Raw genomic sequence first — 20,508 nt, 5'->3', positions numbered from 1 at the left:
CCGGCGCTCGGATACGAATCTACTCACTAACGTACGCTATTGGGCGGCGGGCTTTTAAACCCGTGTACGGTGGCAGATTGTAGACACGTGAAACGCCTAGGCACAAGTAGCAAAGCTGGCTATCTTTACTTAGGATTAAAACGACGAGCTAAGTCGCTTCAAGACTTCTTTTTGATCAAGTTCTTCATGATAAGGTTGATATTCAAGCCCACTATCAAAAATAAATTGAGTCACTAGCGTCCGTACACACTCCGTCAGTATGTCTGCATTCCAAGGCTTTTCAAAATAGTTGCTTATCCCGGCAGTATTAATGGCGGTAATGGTATCTGAATGGGTTGCCTGTCCCGTCAATAATACTTTTTTTGTCCACTTAAATCGGCTATCGTTAGAAAGCGTAGTGAGCAGCTCAACCCCGGTCATTCCAGGCATTACGTGGTCCGAGATGATTACCGCGACACGTTCACCATCTGCGTCCAAGTCATCCAATAAATCAAGCACCTCAGCACCAGATTCACAATCTTCGATATTAAGCCAATGAGACAAGCGCTCAAGGTCCTGAACCACAGCGCTCAGCACTTCTCGCTGGTCATCCACACAAATAATATTAAGCTTCTCCATTTGCTTCTCCTACTGGTAGTTTCACTCGGAAAATAGTTTGTTCTTGGCTACTTTTCACCACGACCGTACCACCATTTTCACTCACTATACGTTTAACAATCGACAGCCCAAGTCCTAAGCCAAAGCTGAGGCCCCCTTTCTTGGTGGTAAAATTAGGCTGAAATATTTTACGTCGAATAGACTCATCAATTTCCGGACCATTATTAGAAATCGTGACCAAAATGCGCTGATTTACCCATCGTGTTTGAATTTCTATTTCTGGTTTAGGGGTAGCGCACATCGCATCACAAGCATTTTTAATGATGTTGCTCCAGATCTGAACATATTCTGTCGAAGCCCCTTTGATAAGAGGCAGTGTTGCCGGACGGAGACGCACTGAAACAAGGCGCAAGTCACTTTGTAATAGTGACAATGCCTTGTTTACCGTGTCATTGATATCAATCAACTCGTCTTGTTCGTTATCCGTTCGCCCCAGTTGTTTGACCGACTTCACGATACCGACGGTATGCCTCGCCGCCAATCTAAGGTCATGAAGGTCTCGCCCAAGCTCCCAATATTTAATGGCTTGCTTTGGTTCCTTGAGCCAAGTTTGAGGCACATCTGCCGAGCCCAGAGCCTTGGAAAGACGCTTCGCTACCGTGCGGTCCAATTTGTACTTGGACTCGATCGTCTTGGCTATTTTTCGTGCATCACTTGAAGATGTGGACTGGCCTTGCATCAGACCAATATCAAAATACTGGCTTGAATCAGGGTGTGCCTCTTCAAGTAATTGCACTAGCTCGCTCTGCAAACGCTCAGTTTTGCTGCTTACCACCCCGATTGCATTATTAAGCTCATGCGCAATACCTGCAGCAAGCTGACCAAGCGTGGTCATCTGTTCAGCAGTATGCAGCCGTTGCAGTACTTTTTCTTTAGCCAAGGCCTCTTGCGTTGCTCGGCGCTGACGACGAGAAAGCTCATTAACAATGACTGGCATAAATTGCGAGTTAAGTGGACCTAATGTTTCTGGCCTTATTGCTGCTGTATGCCGGTCTACCCATGCCAGTTTCACGTCGGTTCTCGCTTTAACCGTCGAAGAGGCAGTCCATGTACCCGAGAAAAAGCTGTGCACACCAATAAAAGCACCTTGTGACGCAGTAAACAGCTTTGTCAGATTGCCATCTTCTTCTCGCTCAAAGAACCCTTCTAGCTCGCCGCTTTGCACGTAGTACAGCCGGTCATTCAGTCCATTTTGGCGCAACACAATATCGCCTGCTTTTAGACTGATTTGCCTTTTGGGATTCGAGAAATAATGTTCAATCAGTTCATTCATATCCGTTATCCGATATGACCAACAGCGTGCAGTAACCACACCAAAACAAAGCTCAGTAACACGCCTATCACCCCTAAGATGACGCCAACCTTGGCCATCTGATTACTCTGCACGTTACCCGTTGCGTGAGCGAGAGCGTTTGGCGGCGTACTAATTGGTAATGACATCCCTAACGATGCAGCGAAGGTCACAACAAGAATAAGTGTAATCTCACCGCCAAGTGGGGCAAGCGAAGCCATTGAAGCGCCCAGTGCTGCCATGATTGGCATTAACAGGTTCGCTGTGGCGGTATGAGACATAAAGTTGGCCATAACAAGACACAGCATTGCCGCACCGAATAGCACCACATAAGGCGAATAGGCGTCAAACGGGATGCTATGCACCACCAGTTTTGCCAATCCTGTTTTGTCGAGCGCTAGACCAAGTGCAATACCACCAGAAACCAACCATAAGACATCCCAAGAGATTCGTTTGAGATCCTCTTTATTGATAATGCCCGTTAGCGAGAATACAGCAACAGGGATCAGTGCGACGGTGTAAGAGTTCATGCCATGCGCAGACCCCATTAGCCACAAAATAATGGTGCCAGCGAATGTGCCATAAACCATGATCGCTTTGGGTGTTTTTAAGAATTTTCCCTTAATGGCTAGCTCGATTTTTTTCTGTTCTGCGCCATATAGCGAGTTAATCAATAGCCATGCTAATGCCATCATCACCACGACAAACGGAACACCAAAGGCCATCCACTCACCAAAGCTAATGTAATTCTCACCCACCAAATATTTAAGTGCGATGGCGTTAGGTGGCGTACCTATCGGGGTACCAATACCACCGATATTTGCCGCGACAGGTATGCACAATGCAAACGCAATACGCCCCGGGTCCTTGGGCCCAAATAAGGCAATCACTGGTGTCAAAATAGACAACATCATCGCCGTAGTCGCGGTATTAGACATGAACATTGAGAAAATGCCCGTGATGAGCATCAACCCCAACATCACGTACTTGGGATCACTCCCAAACGGTTTCAATAGTACTCTGGCCAAGTTGACATCTAGTCGATATTTCGTCGCGGCCATCGCAAGAAAAAACCCACCCAGAAATAGCATAATGATAGGACTGGCGAACGTCGCCATGATTTCTTCATATTTTAAAAGCGTACCAAAATGCGTCTGTCCTTCTGAAGCACGAAACCAGTACATGCCTTTGTTGGATAGCATGAGTAACTCCAACACAATAATCACAACTGAGGTGGCGTAAATCGGTATCGGCTCGAAGACCCAACAAAGTGCCGCTAACAAAAAAATAGCAATCACACGTTGTTGAATAATGGTCAATCCTTCGAAGGGAAATGCAGAAAGGGGTAAAAGCAATACGATCAGTGGAATTAAGATCGGAATAATATATTTGAGATAGTGGCGCATAACATGGCTCGTCCTGAGAGTTATATGACAAAAATGGTGTCCGGCCACTAGTATCACGTTGTTATGCAAATATTTACTTAGCGTAAGATCAAAGACTTGGGCATTAAAATGAGTTTCTTCGTAGGAATGTGAATGCCATCTACTCTGGATACAAAAAAACCTGCATCACTGCAGGCTTAATATTGATGCTACGTCTCGACAGCATAGTGTTGAGCGGTAACATCGAACTGGACTATAAAATCACAATGGACGATGAGATCACACTGAGCTCTAGCATCGAGCTCAACTCCAACATCAAACTTAGCTACGGTGACCCAGTTTCACGGTGCCTTTGGTCGAAAACCACAACGCTTCTGAGCGACGACGTCCCAATAAAATCGGGCCATCATCGTAGAACAAAAAATTCTTCCAATACTTTTTGAATATCGACCATTTTGTTTCAATCACATTGTATTTTTCGTAACAAAAATAGACAGTAACGTCATCTTGCCAGTCTACAAACTCAGCGACGGCTTCTGGTAACGCATTGTCATCGGCTTCCCATGCTTTCATCCAATCAACATTGTCTTGCCAATTACTGTCCTTCGTTGGCCAGTCTTGAGAGGACATACGTTCGGCATCCGGACTTTGTCCACTCACGTTTTCTTTCCAAAACTGCGCTGAACGTGCTTGGGTCATCGGTTTGATGAGAGGCCAATCACTTTCCGGCACTGGCATCGATTGATGAGTGAAAATCCATTTTCTTTGGTATTCATCCAAAGTCGTGTACGACATTCAGTCTCCTAGTGTTTTAACCAACCGTTCTCTACGGCTTCTTCTATAAGCGATTGTGCTTTATCCCACAGCACTTGTGAACCTTTTTCTATTTTTTGGTTCACCTTCATGACTTGCGCTTTGGTTACCTCGTTTTCCAGCCAACTTTGTCCTTGGTTGTGATAATTGAGTAACATCGGAATAAGACGATCGAGCGCTTTCGCAAACTGAGCTTCGGCGCTTTCTGCTGCTTCAAACGCTTGCCAGAGGGAAAACAACTCATCACCTTGGTCGCTCGGCAACATCCCAAATAATCGTTCAGCCGCAGCCCACTCTTTTTGTTCTTGCTCTAATAGAGCAACATCATCATAGACAAAGGTGTCACCGGCATCAATCTCGACCAAGTCGTGCAGCAATAACATTTTGACGACGACGTTAATATCAACAGGTTCATTTGCGTGCTCTTCTAGCAACAAAGCCATCATCGCAACGTGCCAGCTATGCTCTGCACTATTTTCAAATCGCCCTCCTGCACTTTTAATACGCGTACGACGTAACACGTTTTTGAGTTGGTCGAGCTCCATCAACAACGCCAGTTGCTTCTCCAAACGTACCATTAACGCGATCTCCAATTGGGATTAATTAATGCCGTTTGGATATGGTCCTGCCAGCGGTCATCAATTAATAAATAGTCTTTGGCATACCCTTCTTTTTTAAACCCCATCGCATCAAGCACAGCGGCGCTTTTCATATTATGAGGCATGTAACTTGCGGAGATACGGTGCATATTTTGGACATCAAACATATAAGGAAGCACCATCGACAGCGCCCCTCTCATATAACCTTGCCCTTGAGCATCTTCGGCCAATGAATAACCTAGATTACACGAATGCAGTGGGAATCTAACGAGATTACTCAACGACACTGTACCTTTCATTTCTTTTGTATCTGTATCGAAAATAAGGCAATAGTACGCAAGACCTAAGCGGTGCAATTCATCCAACTTAACGAGCTTCGCCGCCCACGTATCTGCTTGATAAAATGCCTCGTCTCGCTTTGGTTCCCAAGGCTTTAAAAAAGCTTTGTTTTTTTGAAAATATTCGGAGATCGTGTAGGCGTCTGAGGGTGTTGAAGTGCGTACTAATACATTCTCGTTGCGGCGATACAAAGCAATGGCCGAACTCTTATCTTCCATCGTAATTCCTTGAAGTTTTCTTCCTTTAAGGCAGAAGTGGCGGTTGATAGGTACCACCACTACATCCCTGATAACGCGTGTCGACTTACGATCCTGAAGGCAAATCTATTTGGTAAATCATCGAGTCTTAGTTTTTTCGAATGTTATAATCACGCAACTTATTGGCAATAGAGGTGTGAGAGACGTTCAAACGCTTCGCCAATTTTCGGCTCGATGGAAAAGACTGATACAGTTTTTCTAAGATACGGGACTCATACTCTTTCATCATATCGTCCAACGACCCATCAAGATTTAGGCTAACGCCACTCGAGGCGACCGATTCCAATTTGGGAAGTTGAAAGTCTTCAATTTTTAATTCCGTACCACTAAATTGCGTCAAAGCACGCAGCACCGTATTGTCGAGCTGCCTCATGTTGCCAGGCCATGGGTAATTACCCAACTCTTTAACCAATACCTCGTTGCATTCTGGTTTTACTATCCCAAGCTTTTGGCTGTGCTTAGCAATAAAGAGCTCCATCAGGGGCGCAATATCGCTTGCTCGTTCACGCAACGGGGGAATACTCAGTGTTAAGACATTCAAGCGATAATACAAATCTTCCCTGAAAGCACCTTGTTCAGCAAGGTCTGCTAAATTATGCCGTGTAGACGCAATAATACGCACGTCGACATGCACTTCATGCTCTTCTCCTACTCGCCTGAAGGTACCATCTTGCAAGAATCGCAGTAGTTTGATCTGCAAGTGCGGGCTCATTTCTCCGATTTCATCAAGTAAAACGGTACCGCCGTTCGCTTGTTCAAAAATGCCTTTATGACCATGCTCATGGTTAAAAGACCCAGGCGCATGCCCAAACAATTCTGTCTCTGCAACATCATCAGGCATTGAGGCACAGCTGAGCACTAAAAACGGATATGACGCTCGATTAGAGCGGCTATGGCAAGCCTTCGCGAGCATTTCTTTACCGGTACCAGTATCACCTTCAATTAATAATGGTTGGTCAAGCATTGATAGTTTCTTTGCCTGACTAAGCAGGGCTTTATGTCGATTAGATACCCCGACAAAGTGTTCAAACCCGAGTATATTGCTGTCTAATAGTGAGTCTGAGATCCTAACGGCGTTACTTGGCTGAATACTCATTACCGCACTGGCCAAAACCGTTTCATTTGATTCCCCTGTAATATAGACAGGCAAAATCTCCATGACATAATCCATCCCATCAACGACAATCGACTCTTTCTGGCGACAAATCTCTCCCTCAATCCATTTGGTAAATTGGAAGCTAGGGAGTAGATGAGAGATATGCTGGGCGATGGCTTCGTCTTCACTTTTGCCAAGCAGCTTAAGTGCCGCGTGATTGGCCATATCAACGGCGCCTTTCAAATTAATAGAAAGAACAGGATAAGGCAGATTAGTGACCAGCGACACCAACTCAGTGTTGTGTCTTTCGCTCGGCATAAACTGGATTTTACGAACATCTTTGACCCCTGAAATTCGACGAATTTCAGCCATTAAGTCTCGAAAAGTATCAAAATCTATATCTGGACAATTGAGATAAATAATCCCCGAGGTGTCAATTTCAATCCCACGTAAATCAATACTTCTGGACGCTAGTATGTCCAATAATTCACGAGTCAATCCGAGCCTATCTTCACAAAAGACTTCTAAGCGCACTGGGTGTTCCTACTAAAGTGTCACGAAAAGTTGACAGCCAGTTTGTATGACAACCAGGGTCTCGTCAACAAAAACAACGATATACTCAAACAACACGACTCTTTTTTGTTCAAATCTAACTGTTCATCTTAATCAGTGCTTGATCAATATTAGGATAAACACGAACCAGTTGGTCGACTTTAGTAATTTTAATCAATTGAAGGACCGGAGGGTTGTCGCTGACTATAGCCAATTCACTGAAATAATGTGTTTTGTGTAATGCCATGAGCGTCCCAAGCGCGCTACTATCCATAAAGACAACATTGGTTAAATCAATGAGTAGCTTTGTAGTAATGGTCTGTTCAAGTTGATTGAGGTATTGACGAAAATGAGGAATCATTCTGGCATCAAATCGATTCGCTTGTACTTCTATTACCGTTAGTGATTCATTGCTATACAGCAAAAATGCCATTCCTTATGCTCCTATCGCGCCCTTTGACCTTCATTGGTAGAGTATAACCACTAACAAACAAATGCACACTGTTGCACTTGTTTTTGATACATACTGCATATCAAAAGTGTACGGGTATCATAACCGACACCTAATGGAAACAAGCCTCTTAATATTCAAATATTTAGTGTCGAAGCAAATTATGATGGAGTCTATTCAATAATTAGCGCAAAATAAAAGAAAACTCAGACTCCCCCATTATGACACACCGTTTTCGCGCCGAATTTATCTTGATATTTACCACTCTTTTAGCCGGTGCTGGGTGGGTATTCTCTAAAGAAGCCATTCAGGGCCTACCACCGTTTGGGTTTATTGGTTTTAGATTCTTATTCGCGTCGCTCATTCTTTTTCCTTTTTGCCTAAAAGTACTACGAGCAACCAATCGCAAAGATTGCTTGAATGCCATGGGAGTAGGCGGGGCTTTGGCCTTTTCGATCTTCTGCTGGATTCACGCTATATCTATCAGTGATACGCTCGGAGAAGGCGCATTTATCATGAGTCTTTCTATGCTATTCGTACCTCTGGTGGCATGGGGGTTATTCGGTAGTAAACCAGCGCGAGCATTTTGGTTGTCACTGCCCATCGCTATCATTGGCTTATTTCTTCTTTCTTGGAATGGTGGATGGCATGTACAAGCTAGCCAATTCTGGTTTTTAACGGCCGCCGTCAGCCTCGCCGTGCACTTCAATCTAAATAGTAAATACTCGGCGCGATTGTCACCAATGCTACTGACGACACTGCAACTATTTTCGGCGGGGTGTTTGGGTATCATCTTATCTTTTTTCGTGGAAACATGGCCAGAAACGGTATCGACGGGAACATGGACATGGTTTGGACTGAGTGTTTTATTGGCCACCAGCTTGCGCTATTTAATGCAAACGACCGGCCAGAAATTTGCGCAGCCAACCAATGCTGCGTTATTGATGTTACTGGAACCTATCTGGACACTGATCCTAAGCATTATCATTTACGCTGAGCCCATGCCGTTCAATAAAATTTTAGGGTGCACGGTTTTACTCAGCTCTCTGATTTTTTATCGCATAAACTCAATGAAGACTGCCGCACCGTAATCATGCTAACACGGCATATTCATCTGGCTATGTGCCGCTTAGCAAGCGTCTATTTCACGCTCTAACCTTTGCAACCTCTCACCGCCTTCACATCTTATATCGATACGTTGTTCTTTTTCTGCTGCGTTGCATTTCGTTTACCCCTTTCACAGCAGGATCTATCCCCATCATTAGCCTTGTAATACTTCCAATAGAATAGTGCATATTCCGAAAAAGAAAGTGACCCTCGCTAAAATGGAACATACCTTAACTCACTGACAATTCATGAGAGACGATAAAGATTACTCAATCTCTGTCATTAAAACTCATCTACACTCTTTCGTATAGTGACGGCACCATTTCAACATTAGGCTATAAAAATCCTGATGAAAACCATCCGGTTAAAGGAATAAATATGAATACCAATCGACGTTTGTTATCGCTCGCAAAAAAGACGGTTATCGTCGCGACGACTTCGCTTATTAGTACCACTTTGTATGCCACTCCCACGCCTAAACTAGTCGTGCAAATTACCGTTGATGGGCTGCGTGCCGATTTGCTAGAGCGTTTTAAAGATAACTTTGGTGACGGTGGATTCCGTTACTTGATGGATGAAGGCGTTTACTACACCAACGCCAATTATCAGCACGCAAACACTGAAACGATTGTTGGCCACGTATCGCTTGCGACAGGTGCTCCCCCTTCTGTCCACGGTATGGTGGGAAATGTCTGGTTTGATCGCTCACTCAGCCGCTTGGTTTACAACGTTGAAGACCCAAACTATGCCATGCTAGCCAAAGGTGTAGGTGTCAACAAAGCGACTGAAATAGACCCAACGCAAAAAACGGCCAAAGGAGACGGACGCTCGCCTGAGCCCATTCTGTCTACCACATTTGGTGACGAGCTCATCATATCAAATAACGGCGAATCTCAAGTTTACTCCGTGTCAGTGAAGGATCGTGGGGCTATCTCTCTCGCTGGCCATGCAGGAAAAGCTTTTTGGTTTTCCAAAGCGCAATCTGAGTTCGTGACCAGTAACTATTATTATGATGAAACGCCTCAATGGGTCACCAAATGGAACCGTCAGTCACTCGCGGCTCAATACTCAGGTAAAAAGTGGCAGTTATCCTTGGATAAAGACGCCTATTCCATCATAGAAGGTAATCCAGATCATAAGGTCGATCTCGCGGGCTTTCAAAGGACCTTCCCTCACCCTTATGGCCCCGCGTCATTCAAATATTATTCGACCATGCTAACCGTCAGCCCGGCTGGCGATGAAATCACCGCCGACTTTGCTAAAACATTACTGAATGAAAAACAACTTGGACAAGGCAAAGCCACCGACTTCTTGGCCGTTAGCTTCTCCTCTAACGACTACGTCATTCATTTATATGGCCCATCAAGCCTGGAAGCCGAAGACAACCTAATACGCCTAGATCGTACTTTGGCTGATATGTTCAAAACCATCGACACGTCCATTGGCTTAGATAACACACTGATCGTGCTATCGGCTGATCACGGCGTGCCAGAAGCGTCACCTACGGTGAACCAGCTAGGTCTAAGGCAACCCTTTTATTTTCAAAAAGACGCGTTGTGGCAGTCCGGACTTGAAGCAAGGTTAACCGAAGAATTTGGACTCACTAAAGACGTGATTAAGCTTTATGCTCAGCCTTATGTGTATTTAGACCATGAGTTGATTGCTGACAAAAAGCTAGATCTTGCCCGTGTACAAAAAGCCGTCGCCGAGGAGATCAGTAAGATTAAAGGGGTATCCAGCGCCGTAACCAGTGACGATATTGCAAATAACCGTGTCGCGGATACACGGGTTAATCAATTAATCAGGAACAATTACCATCCCGAGCGTTCAGGCGATGTCTACTTGGTTTTCGCACCCCGAACTTACATCAATGATATGGACGGCCTGACGATTGCGTCTACCCATGGCTCACCATGGCGGTTTGATACCCATGTACCGGTCATCTTTGCTGGAAACCAATTGCAAGCACAAACCGTCAATCGATCTATTACACCGTATGATGTGGCCCCTACTCTGTCGAGTTATTTAGGTATTAACGCACCTTCCGGAGCCACGGGTGAGGCGTTAATTGAAGTCGTAGACAAGAACTAGAAGTCTTTACCGTTTCGTCAATACATCGTTGATACAACAAAAATGCCGCTCAGATTCAGAGCGGCATTTTTACGAATTTATATCGTCATCCCATTATTTGTTGGTACGTGTACCTTCTAGCTAACCGATTTCAGTGACGTCTCGCGCTGCTTAAGCGTTGCTGCATTGAGATAATCTTCTAGTATCGCCATTTGTGTTTCATCCAGTTCCAGCCAAAGCTTACTTCGACGCCACAACACATCTTCCGCGGTGACGGCCCATTCGGCGTTCATCAAATAGTCCACTTCGACCTGATACAAACCTGCGCCAAAATCTTGCCCCAAGTCTTCAATCGATTGCTTGTTCTCGAGCAGGCTGTAGACCTTAGTTCCGTATGCTTGAATCCATCGCTTTGCTACGCTAGCTTGCAGCCAAGAGTAATCATTAAGTACTTCACTTAGCAAACTCTCTCGATTTGAGAAGTTTCCACCGGGCAGTGCTGCAGTGCGTGTCCACTCTGGTCCCATCTGTGGGAAAAATGGGGCAAGCTTATCGACAGCGGCTTGACCTAGCTTACGGTAAGTGGTCAGTTTTCCACCAAAAATCGACAATAGCGGTGCATCATTGAGTTGGTCATCCAACTCAATCGTGTAGTCACGAGTCACCGCTTGCGGGTCGTCAGATTCGTCATCACACAAGGGTCTAACGCCCGACCACGTCGTTATAACATCAGCCGGCGAAATACTCTTTACAAAATGTTGATTAACAACATCACACAAATAATCGATTTCGTCATCATCAATACTCACTTCACTCGGGTTGCCTTGGTATTCGACATCCGTTGTGCCTACCAACGAATAATTGTCCATATAAGGAATAACAAACACAATGCGCTGGTCTTCATTTTGTAAGATGAACGCATTGTTTCCGTCATGCATACGCGGTACCACAATATGGCTGCCTTTTACCAACCGAATCCCACGCGGAGATGCCATCTCAAGTTGGCTATCAAAAAAACGATCAACCCAAGGACCCGCCGCATTCACCAATGCCTTGCTGCGCACTGAAGTGACCTCTCCGGATAGGGTATTCTCAACATCGATCAGCCATTCATCCGAGTTTCTTTGCGCCTTAATGCATTTCGCTCTGGTGTGGATATCGGCCCCTTTTTCCCTTGCCAATTTGGCGTTGGTCACGACAAGGCGTGCATCATCAACGGCGCAATCTGAGTATTCAAACCCTACCTTCATTTCGGGTTTAAGTGGGCTGTGTTGATCAACAAACTTGACCCCATGACTCCCCGCTAACGACACACGTTTACCCAAAGTATCATAGAGAAATAACCCGGCTCGAATCATCCACGCCGGGCGTAAATGGGGACGATGTGGCAATTGAAAGCGCATTGGGGATACGAGATGCGGTGCGTTTTTCAATAACACTTCTCTCTCGGCTAACGCTTCTGAGACCAAACGAAACTCATAATGCTCCAAATAACGCAGACCACCATGTATTAACTTACTGCTTGCCGATGAGGTTGCTGACGCTAAATCATTCATTTCATAGAGTGCGACCTTTAACCCACGACCCGCGGCATCAGCAGCGACTGCAACTCCGTTGATTCCACCACCAATAACCACTAAATCGTACGTTTTTTCTGAGACGCTCATATTTCCTTACCCTATATTCAACCGCAAACCGCGCGTTAATGTTCGTTTTGATTACTATAATATTCGCAAACGAAAAAATCGAGCAATTTGTGCACTTTTATTTGTGTTAATTTTTTGTTGCTATTTACTAATATTCATTGATACTTAAGAGGTAAAGCCAATGTTTTGAGAGGTTGATACAAGTAAGTTAGCGATAAATCCAATAACATACACAACATAAATCATCCATATGGTCGAATACGAACATTACTGGATGACATAACTAGAAATTTAGCTGTACACGATGCTCATCAGTTTAGTTACAGAGATAAACTAAGAACGGAAACGGAATGAACAACCACAAAAAAGTCGTCGTCGCGTTAGACCAAGGAACCACCAGCTCACGTGCCATTGTTTTTGATCACGATGCGAATACGGTTTGCTCTGCACAAAGAGAATTTACGCAAATTTATCCAAACCCCGGCTGGGTAGAGCATGACCCAATGGAAATATGGGCAACCCAACGCTCATCGTTAACCGAGGTACTCGCTCAAGCCGATATAGCCAATGAAGACGTCGCCGCTATTGGTATTACCAATCAGCGCGAAACCACGATTGTTTGGGATAAAGAAAGCGGCCAACCTATTTACAACGCTATCGTCTGGCAATGTCGACGCACCGCGAGTTTTTGTGACCAATTAAAACAAGAAGGCCATGAACCTTATATTCAGAAAACCACTGGGCTAGTTGTCGACGCTTATTTTTCCGGTTCGAAGATCGCTTGGATCCTTGACAATGTGGAAGGTGCGCGAGAAAAAGCAGACAATGGTGAGCTACTTTTTGGTACCGTCGACACCTGGCTCATTTGGAAGCTTACTCACGGTAAGTCGCACGTCACTGATGTAAGCAATGCGTCACGTACTATGCTATTTAACATCCATACTCTTGAGTGGGATGAAGCCCTTCTTAAGCTCTTTAACATTCCAAAAACTATGTTACCAGACGTGAAATCAAGCAGTGAAGTGTATGGTTATGCGCATATTGGTGGTGGTTCTGAAGATATCCCAATTAGTGGCATCGCCGGCGATCAACAGGCTGCCTTGTTTGGCCAACAATGCTTTAAAAAAGGAATGGTCAAGAATACCTACGGTACCGGATGCTTCCTATTAATGAATACCGGCGATAAGCCCATCACTTCGAAGCATGGTTTACTGACCACTATTGGGTACCAGATCGACGGCAAGGTAACCTATGCCTTGGAAGGAAGTGTCTTCATGGGAGGTGCTACGATTCAATGGCTACGTGATGAACTGGGCCTCATTCGTGACGCTCAGGATACCCAATACTTCGCCGAAAAAGTAGATGATTCAAATGGTGTGTATTTGGTTCCAGCCTTCGTTGGGCTTGGCGCACCATACTGGGACCCACACGCAAGAGGCACGTTAACGGGGCTTACTCGTGGCACCAACCGTAACCATATTATTCGTGCCGCACTAGAGTCGATTGCCTATCAAAGCCGCGATGTGTTGTTAGCTATGGAAGAGGATTCCGGCATCAAATTAGCACAGATCCGAGTCGACGGTGGGGCTGTAGCCAACGATTTCTTGATGCAATTCCAAGCCGATATTATGGGTACGAAGGTAGTAAGGCCTTTAGTTCGCGAATCAACCGCACTCGGCGCAGCAATGTTAGCGGGTCTCGCCAGTGGTTTTTGGCAAAACCAAGATGAACTCGCCGATAAAAAAGAAATTGAGCGTGTCTTTCGGCCAAACATGAAGAGAGAACAGCGAGAAGATTGGTATAGCGGATGGTTAGAGGCAATCAGACGAACACAAACGTCGTAACGGCAAAACGACACATGCAGAAAGTAACAAAGTTTACGCATTGAAAAATAAGCGATTATATCAGTTGTAAATAATCCGTGATATTACAAAAAACACGGACGAAAAGGCAAACAAAAAAGCCTTGCTGCGTAAAGCAGCAAGGCAACATCAATACGATGTATAAAGTTGGATTTTCATTTAGCTGAAAGTGGACTACCAGCTAAATAAGCGCTAATTAGAGCACATCAGAGAAGCGTTAAAAATCAGATATTATTATCAATAAGTGTAAACTCTTATTGATTTGATGAATAATTGTTTCCAAACATTTGCACAGTTCAACAATTAACCATTCTCGCTTTCCCCTCTTCAACTTAGAAAAGTTGTCCTAACAGGGCTCTCAAATCATGAACTAAAAGGACTCACCCAAAAACCCGCCAGTTTGATGAGACCAAAGTTGGGCATAAACACCGTTTAATGCCAGCAGCTCTTGATGGGTTCCTTGCTCCACGATATCGCCCTTATCCATAACGATAAGACGATCCATTGCCGCAATAGTTGACAGCCTGTGAGCAATAGCGATGACGGTTTTACCGTCCATCAATGACGTAAGGTTTTCTTGAATTGCCGACTCTACCTCTGAATCAAGCGCTGATGTAGCTTCGTCCATCACCAAAATCGGGGCATTTTTTAATAATACTCGCGCAATGGCAATTCGCTGACGCTGACCACCTGATAATTTCACCCCTCGCTCTCCAACCTCGACGTCATAACCTGTATTGCCACTTTCATCAACCAGTTCCTGAATAAACTCATGGGCATGAGCCTGCCTTGCCGCTAGTATCATTGCTTGTTCAGATGCGTCCGGATCGCCATAAAGTATATTTTCTCTAATCGAACGATGCAGCAACGATGTATCTTGGGTTATCATTCCAATCTTATGTCGCAACGATTCTTGTTGTACGGAGGATATGTTCTGACCATCAATGATAATCGCGCCGCTGTTTAAGTCATAGAAGCGAAGCAGTAGATTGACCAACGTTGATTTGCCAGCTCCAGATCGTCCCACTACCCCAACCTTTTCACCAGGCTTGAGCGTCAGATTTAACCCCTCGATGACAGGCTTTCCATCGCTATAGCGAAAGTTAATGTTTTGAAACTCAATTTCACCGGAAGTCACCACCAAAGGTGCGGCATTGGGGCAATCTTGAACCTCAATATCATTTGCGATGGTATTCATCCCATCGCTTGCCGTACCTATCTGTTCAAATAGCGAACTGACCTCCCACATGATCCATTTCGACATCCCCTGCACACGTAAAGCAATACTAACGGCAATCGCAATGACACCCACACTGACTAAATCATCTAACCATAGCGTTATCGATAATAACGTAATCGAGAATAGCAACATGTAGTTAATTGCATCGACGCTAAATAGCAATTTGGTGATCATACGCATTTGGTTATAGACCGCTTGCAACAGCTGTTTCATGCTATTTTTAGCGTAGTTCACTTCGTTCTTTGAATGAGCAAACAATTTTACTGTCGTGATGTTCGTATAGCTATCGACGATTCGTCCCGTCATCACCGACTGAGCATCCGCCTGAGTCGCTGCAATGGTTTTAAGCTTTGGAATAAAAAACAACTGGATACACACATACAATACTAACCACACCAAAATAGGTACCATCAATACCTTATCAGCACCACCCATCATCAAGATCATAGACACAAAATACACCGAGATGTAGACCATGACATCGATGAGTTTCATCACCGTTTCTCGCACGGCTATTGCGCTCTGCATCATTTTTGTCGCGACGCGACCTGAAAAACCACGCTGGAAAAAGCCAATACTTTGCTTAAGCAAATATCGGTGCATCTGCCAACGTACTGCCATGGGGTAATTTCCCAAAAGGCTTTGATGCATGATCATTGAGTGACAAAAAGACAACAACGGCATAACGACGACGATCAATGCCGCCATACCAAGCAATGTCATTCCTTGCTCTTGCCAAAACATATCTTTATTTTGTTGCCCAAGTATATCGACCAAAGAGCCTAAATACTTCAGCAACGTCACTTCAGCTATCGCGACACTGGCACTCAAAATAGCCAGCATAATTAAGGGGGTTTCGAACCCTTTGGTGTAGTATTTACAAAAACCAAGCAAGTCGCCTGGGGGCTTTTCACCCCCCTCTTCAGGGAATGGTTGGGTAAATGACTCAAAACGACGAAACATAAATGCCCTCAAATAACGGCTTTTCTGATAGGTAACCATTGCAAAAACGACTAATAATAATTATCATTTGCAGGATTGGAAGGGCGGAATTGTAACAGATGTTTGATTTCGTGAAAGACCCTTTGGGGATTAATCTTTCTAGTATCAAGGATATCAATCTCAATGTGCATACCTTGATTTAAACCACTACCTATTCACTATTAAACGGATGTCGATAACTCAGTTAGTTTACACATCCGCCCCTAGCAACTAAGACCCATACATGTATAACCTTTCAGATATTGCAATGATCAGAGGTGGCAGAACCATACTCTCGATAGATTCATTGACCATTCCCACTTCCGAATTGACGGTTGTCTTAGGTCACAATGGTTCTGGTAAATCCACCTTAGTCAGCTTACTTGCCGGACAACAAGGCCCAGATAAAGGCGTTGTCACGTTAAACGGAGAGCCCTTGACCAAGCGTTCCTCACGTTCACTAGCAAAAGAAGTGGCATTTTTACCGCAAAAACTACCCACCTCGGCAGGCCTTACTGTACGGGAGTTAGTTCGACTTGGCCGCTATCCATGGCGTGGCGCTTTTGCCCGCTGGACCCCTGAAGATGAAGCAATCATTGAAGACGCGATATCAAAAACCGGTATGCAAGACCATAGCAATACATTAGCTGACTCCTTGTCTGGTGGAGAGCGTCAGCGAGGTTGGGTCTCGATGTTACTGGCCCAAAGATCACCGATTCTAATCCTCGATGAGCCCACCTCTGCCCTTGATGTTCATCACCAATATCAACTCATGGCTTTGCTAGCCGAGCTCAATCGAACACAATCGGTAGGCATTATTGTTATCTTACACGATATTAATTTGGCCCTTCGCTACGCGACACATATCGTAGCTCTCAAGCAAGGTCAAATTGCCTTTGATGGCCCAGTAGAAGTTATGCTTGATGAAGACCGACTCTCAGAACTTTATCATTCTCCGATTAAGCTTATCGACCACCCTCATCCGTCACAAGACACCAGCATAAATAAGGTAGCCGTAGTATGCGCATAACACCGCACTTATCTTTTCTTTGTCGCATGCTATTAATAGGTAGCGTATTCCTATCACCCCTCAGTTTCGCAACGGCCGCTCTAGAAAATTTGGCAACCAGTAATAACGCAGTCACCATTCAAGATGCTCGAGGGCCGATTACGTTTGAATCCATTCCTCAGCGTGTCGTTGTGCTCAACTGGGACCTATTGGAACAAGTCATTGAGCTCGATATTACACCTGTCGGCGCACCAAACCTTCCCGGTTACCGTGACTGGGTAGTACACCCAGCGGCACCTTCAAGCATTGTTGATATCGGTAGCCGAGCCGAACCCAACATGGAACAGATTGCCATATTAAAACCTGATGTGATCATCGCAGCATCGCCACAAAAAGACCTCATCGATTCCCTAAGTCAGATTGCCCCTGTGGTGTATTTACCCAATTTTGATGGTCATAAAAACGACGCTCAACAAGCGATTGATAACTTTAACACCCTGGCGGTTTTACTAGGAAAAACGGCGCTAGCAACGAAGAAACTTACTCAGATGGAGCAAGCATTCACCACGCTCAAAGATAAACTGGGAACCGCCTATCCAGAGCTTCCTAAGGTATTACCCATCCGGTTTTCCAACCCAACTTCTGTGTTTATGTTCACTGAAAACTCCACAACAGAATACGTACTCAACAAATTGGGTCTAGAAAATCCACTTCCTAAAACTGCCGCTCCGTGGGGAATCACACAACAGCGATTCCAAGCTTTGCAACATGTTACCGATGGCTACGTGTTATATATCCTGCCCTTTCCTCAAGAAGAAAAACTGAAGAGTAGTGTATTATGGAAAGCGATGCCGTTTGTTCGTAAGGGACACGTTAACGCCATGGAGCCTGTATGGAGCTACGGTGGTGCGATGTCACTGTTGTACACCGCAAACGCAGTAACCGATAGTCTGCTACAAGTGGCACCTCAATAATGATTCGAGCCCATTCTTTAGTCTATCTGTGTGTCCTGCTCTGCCTCTGCATCCTGAGTCTACAAATAGATTCTTCGTTATCATTCTCCCAGCAATGGCAGTTGAGCTTCAACATCGATTCGGCCGAAAGCTTTGCCGATTTCAATTATGCCTACGCTCAGCTTCCGAGAATGCTTCTGACACTGCTGGTGGGTGGTATGCTCGGTTTGGTTGGTAGCTTGATGCAACAACTGACTCAAAACCCACTTACCTCGCCATTGACACTCGGCACCTCATCGGGTGCCTGGTTAGCATTGATCATCGTAAGTGTCTGGTTTAACGACTGGATAGCCGACTACACTGCTATCGCTGCGATGTTTGGTGCCATTTGTGCTTTTGTTCTTATTGTCGCCATTACTGGGGTCTCTAATATGATGGGGCTTCCGCTTGTGGTATCAGGCATGGTAGTGAACATTCTATTAGGCGCTATCGCCACCGCAATAATCCTTCTCAATGAACAATATGCTCAGAATGTTTTTATGTGGGGTGCTGGCGATCTTGCACAAAATGGCTGGGACTGGTTTGATTGGCTTTGGCCACGCCTCATTCCTGCTCTAATCATTTTACTGTTTGCTCCTCGAATTCTGACATTACTTCGTTTGGGCAATGACGGCGCGGCGGCTCGTGGTCTCAACACCATCCCAGCATTTATTTTCATGATGGTTGTCGGGATTTGGCTTGTATCTGCGTCTATCACTGCCGTTGGCGTGATTGGTTTTATTGGTCTACTCACGCCGAATATTGCACGAAGCTTGGGCGCAAGAACTCCGCGAGAAGAGCTCATTCATAGCCTTTATCTTGGCGCGGCGTTACTGCTTGTCACAGATATGATCTCTATGTCTCTGACCAGCGTATTTGGTGAAGTCATCCCTAGCGGTGTGACTACCGCCGCCATAGGTGCTCCCGCTCTAGTTTGGTTTAGTCGCAGGCAGATGAAAGCTCAAGATAGGATGACTATCAGTATTGGCTCCTATCGTTCACAAATTTCTAAACCATACCTCGGTTTCTTTATAATGGCCGCAATCACCGGTGTCTTATTGACTGTGTGTGTTCAACTCAGCAATGAGGCTTGGTATTGGGGAGTGCCGAGCGAATATCAATGGCACTTGCGCTGGCCTCGCCTAGTGACCTCACTGTTTTCTGGTATTGGTCTTGCTATCGCAGGTACCTTATTACAGAGACTTATTTACAACCCGCTTGCTAGCCCTGACATATTAGGGGTGTCCTCCGGTGCAACATTCGCACTGGTGTTCTCTAGCTTATTTTTAAGTCAATCAGTGCTAGGGGCACAATGGGGCGTGGCGCTATTTGGCAGTCTATCCGTGTTGATCGTGCTATTGCTACTCGGTAAGAAGCATCAATTTGCGCCATCGAGCCTCATATTGACGGGTATCGCCATTACCGCTTTACTCGAAGCAATGGTGCAATTTTGCCTCGCTCGTGGCACGACGGATAGCTATGAAATATTATTATGGTTGTCCGGTTCAACCTATCGTGTCACCGACACTCAAGCATCATCGCTAGCGTTAGGTGTCATAGTATTGAGCATTATCTCTGTTAGCTTATCGCGCTGGCTCAGCTTAATTTCTATCGGACGAGATTTTACTAAAGGACGCGGGTTATCGGTTAACGGTGCATCACTGGTTTTATTGAGTATTGTTGCATTGATGTGCGCCTTAGTGACCTCAACCATGGGCCCAGTTTCGTTTGTTGGCTTAGTCGCTCCGCATATGGCAATGCTTATCGGTGCACAAAAACCTCATCAGCAGCTGTTCGTCAGTTGTTTAATAGGTGGCACACTCATGATCTGGGCCGATTGGATAGGCCAAGTTGCACTGTTTCCGACTCAGATCGCAGCAGGGACGTTGGTGGCGATTCTTGGCGGTAGCTACTTCCTTATATTAATGCTCGTCAGTCGAATCAAGCGTTCTTAACTCAAATCTATGAGAGAGGGAGTGTGACTCCCTCTTACTCCCTGTTACTCTCTCTTTTTCATCTAACCCTCAATAAAATACTCAACTCATTGATTATAAAAACTATTCACCAGAACTAGCCCAGCGCAAGCGATCATTCGTGAAATCTATGTTTTCACTTCCATATTATAAAAATATCATTAGAATGCGTACGCAAATAACTATTA

Annotated in this window: 16 protein-coding genes; 6 read left to right on the top strand and 10 right to left on the bottom strand. The window is 45.1% G+C overall.

Annotated elements, in window-relative coordinates:
* Positions 1-135: 135 nt before the first annotated feature.
* The 8 genes from ACE1OE_RS05465 to ACE1OE_RS05430 all read right to left on the bottom strand — a co-directional run bounded on the left by ACE1OE_RS05465 (position 136) and on the right by ACE1OE_RS05430 (position 7,422).
* The gene (locus ACE1OE_RS05465; protein ID WP_372060432.1) at positions 136-618 is read right to left on the bottom strand and encodes a response regulator; all 483 of its coding nucleotides are present in this window, start codon (positions 616-618) and stop codon (positions 136-138) included.
* Complete coding sequence (locus ACE1OE_RS05460) at positions 605-1,930, bottom strand: ATP-binding protein (protein ID WP_449210382.1); 1,326 nt, start codon at positions 1,928-1,930, stop codon at positions 605-607. Before ACE1OE_RS05460 ends, ACE1OE_RS05465 begins: the two co-directional genes overlap by 14 nt.
* Positions 1,931-1,935: 5 nt before the next feature.
* Positions 1,936-3,354, bottom strand: a complete 1,419-nt coding sequence (locus ACE1OE_RS05455) for an SLC13 family permease (RefSeq protein ID WP_449210381.1) — start codon at positions 3,352-3,354, stop codon at positions 1,936-1,938.
* Between the two features lie 300 nt (positions 3,355-3,654).
* The gene (locus ACE1OE_RS05450; RefSeq protein WP_449210380.1) at positions 3,655-4,128 is read right to left on the bottom strand and encodes a DUF2947 domain-containing protein; all 474 of its coding nucleotides are present in this window, start codon (positions 4,126-4,128) and stop codon (positions 3,655-3,657) included.
* Between the two features lie 8 nt (positions 4,129-4,136).
* The gene (locus ACE1OE_RS05445; protein WP_449210379.1) at positions 4,137-4,724 is read right to left on the bottom strand and encodes an HD domain-containing protein; all 588 of its coding nucleotides are present in this window, start codon (positions 4,722-4,724) and stop codon (positions 4,137-4,139) included.
* Positions 4,724-5,302: a ribosomal protein S5-alanine N-acetyltransferase gene (gene rimJ, locus ACE1OE_RS05440; RefSeq protein ID WP_372060436.1), complete on the bottom strand. Its 579-nt coding sequence runs from the start codon at positions 5,300-5,302 to the stop codon at positions 4,724-4,726. Before rimJ ends, ACE1OE_RS05445 begins: the two co-directional genes overlap by 1 nt.
* A gap of 127 nt (positions 5,303-5,429) precedes the next feature.
* Positions 5,430-6,971, bottom strand: a complete 1,542-nt coding sequence (tyrR, locus tag ACE1OE_RS05435) for a transcriptional regulator TyrR (RefSeq protein ID WP_372060437.1) — start codon at positions 6,969-6,971, stop codon at positions 5,430-5,432.
* A 115-nt stretch (positions 6,972-7,086) separates the two neighbouring features.
* A complete protein-coding gene (locus ACE1OE_RS05430; RefSeq protein ID WP_372060438.1) occupies positions 7,087-7,422 on the bottom strand; it encodes an STAS domain-containing protein in 336 nt (111 codons plus the stop codon).
* 239 nt (positions 7,423-7,661) lie between these two features.
* Between ACE1OE_RS05430 and ACE1OE_RS05425 the strand changes: the two genes are divergently transcribed.
* Both ACE1OE_RS05425 and ACE1OE_RS05420 read left to right on the top strand, forming a co-directional pair.
* Positions 7,662-8,531 (top strand): DMT family transporter, encoded by an 870-nt coding sequence (locus ACE1OE_RS05425; protein ID WP_372060439.1) that lies wholly within the window; start codon positions 7,662-7,664, stop codon positions 8,529-8,531.
* 394 nt (positions 8,532-8,925) lie between these two features.
* Positions 8,926-10,638 carry an alkaline phosphatase family protein gene (locus tag ACE1OE_RS05420; RefSeq protein ID WP_449210378.1) on the top strand — a complete coding sequence of 571 codons (1,713 nt, stop codon included), beginning with the start codon at positions 8,926-8,928 and terminating at the stop codon, positions 10,636-10,638.
* 116 nt (positions 10,639-10,754) lie between these two features.
* Here ACE1OE_RS05420 and glpD read toward each other — a convergent pair whose 3' ends face one another.
* Positions 10,755-12,284: a glycerol-3-phosphate dehydrogenase gene (glpD, locus tag ACE1OE_RS05415; RefSeq protein ID WP_449210377.1), complete on the bottom strand. Its 1,530-nt coding sequence runs from the start codon at positions 12,282-12,284 to the stop codon at positions 10,755-10,757.
* Positions 12,285-12,613: 329 nt separating this feature from the next.
* On the opposite strand from glpD, the gene glpK reads away from it, so the two are divergent.
* Positions 12,614-14,107 (top strand): glycerol kinase GlpK, encoded by a 1,494-nt coding sequence (gene glpK / locus ACE1OE_RS05410; protein ID WP_102470544.1) that lies wholly within the window; start codon positions 12,614-12,616, stop codon positions 14,105-14,107.
* A 388-nt stretch (positions 14,108-14,495) separates the two neighbouring features.
* Here the strand turns inward: glpK and ACE1OE_RS05405 are convergent, their stop codons facing one another.
* On the bottom strand, positions 14,496-16,328 hold the full coding sequence (locus ACE1OE_RS05405) for an ABC transporter ATP-binding protein (protein WP_449210376.1): 1,833 nt from the start codon (positions 16,326-16,328) through the stop codon (positions 14,496-14,498).
* Between the two features lie 262 nt (positions 16,329-16,590).
* Between ACE1OE_RS05405 and ACE1OE_RS05400 the strand changes: the two genes are divergently transcribed.
* Genes ACE1OE_RS05400 through fhuB form a run of 3 tightly spaced genes read left to right on the top strand, consistent with a single transcriptional unit; the run spans position 16,591 to position 20,302 of the window.
* Positions 16,591-17,376 carry an ABC transporter ATP-binding protein gene (locus tag ACE1OE_RS05400; protein WP_449210375.1) on the top strand — a complete coding sequence of 262 codons (786 nt, stop codon included), beginning with the start codon at positions 16,591-16,593 and terminating at the stop codon, positions 17,374-17,376.
* Positions 17,367-18,329 carry an ABC transporter substrate-binding protein gene (locus ACE1OE_RS05395; protein ID WP_241903217.1) on the top strand — a complete coding sequence of 321 codons (963 nt, stop codon included), beginning with the start codon at positions 17,367-17,369 and terminating at the stop codon, positions 18,327-18,329. Before ACE1OE_RS05400 ends, ACE1OE_RS05395 begins: the two co-directional genes overlap by 10 nt.
* On the top strand, positions 18,329-20,302 hold the full coding sequence (gene fhuB / locus ACE1OE_RS05390) for a Fe(3+)-hydroxamate ABC transporter permease FhuB (RefSeq protein ID WP_449210374.1): 1,974 nt from the start codon (positions 18,329-18,331) through the stop codon (positions 20,300-20,302). Before ACE1OE_RS05395 ends, fhuB begins: the two co-directional genes overlap by 1 nt.
* Positions 20,303-20,508 lie beyond the last annotated feature (206 nt).

Source organism: Vibrio sp. E150_011, from assembly GCF_053544015.1.
Note: the sequence above shows the minus strand (reverse complement) of the source record. Positions and strands in the feature narration are given on the sequence as shown.